General features: G+C 42.5%; 1 protein-coding gene. It reads left to right on the forward strand.

The window, feature by feature from the left end:
- Positions 1–696: IS3 family transposase (locus tag ACP7AA_RS13095; protein ID WP_426223824.1), on the forward strand; the 696-nt coding region annotated here is incomplete at its 5' end.
- Positions 697–742: the final 46 nt, after the last annotated feature.

The following is a 742-nucleotide window of genomic DNA, read 5'->3' on the forward strand; positions in this document are numbered from 1 at the left end:
AAAGCACGTTATGGTGCTGATCGACTGCACGCAAAGCTGATAGAGCAAGGGCACGATATTAGCCTATATATGGTCAGAAGCATTAAAGAAGAACACGGCATCAAATGCCGTCGCCACAAACGTTTTAAAGTTACCACGGACTCCAACCACAACAAGCTTGTCTATCCAAACATACTAAATCAGCAATTTGATGCTAAGCGTCCTAATGAATCGTGGGTCAGTGATATTACTTATATCTGGACCAATGAGGGTTGGTTGTATTTAGCGGGAGTCAAAGATTTATACACCAAAGAGCTTGTCGGCTATGCAATCAATAAGCGAATGACCGCAGATCTAGTATACAAAGCATTGAACATGGCCATCAAGAACAAACGTCCAAGCCAAGGGCTGATTGTACATTCAGACAGAGGCAGCCAGTATTGCAGTCATGCCTATTACAAAATCATCAAGCAGCATCAGTTTACAGGCTCTATGAGTGGTAAAGGCAATTGTTTCGACAACGCACCCATAGAAAGCTTCTGGGGCACATTAAAGAATGAGCTAGTGTATCACCAAGACTATAAAACAAGGTTTGTAGCCATCAGCGATATCATTGGCTATATTGAGCTGTACTACAACCAAACGAGGATTCAAAAGAGTTTAGGCTATAGATCGCCAAGACAGGTGTGGTTTGACTATTATCGTCAAGCTGCGTAATTAAAATCTCCCAAGTTTAACTGTACGGATTTGACGGCAGGGGTCA

The organism is Psychrobacter sp. DWR1-2-3, assembly GCF_049896465.1.
GTDB lineage: Bacteria > Pseudomonadota > Gammaproteobacteria > Pseudomonadales > Moraxellaceae > Psychrobacter > Psychrobacter maritimus.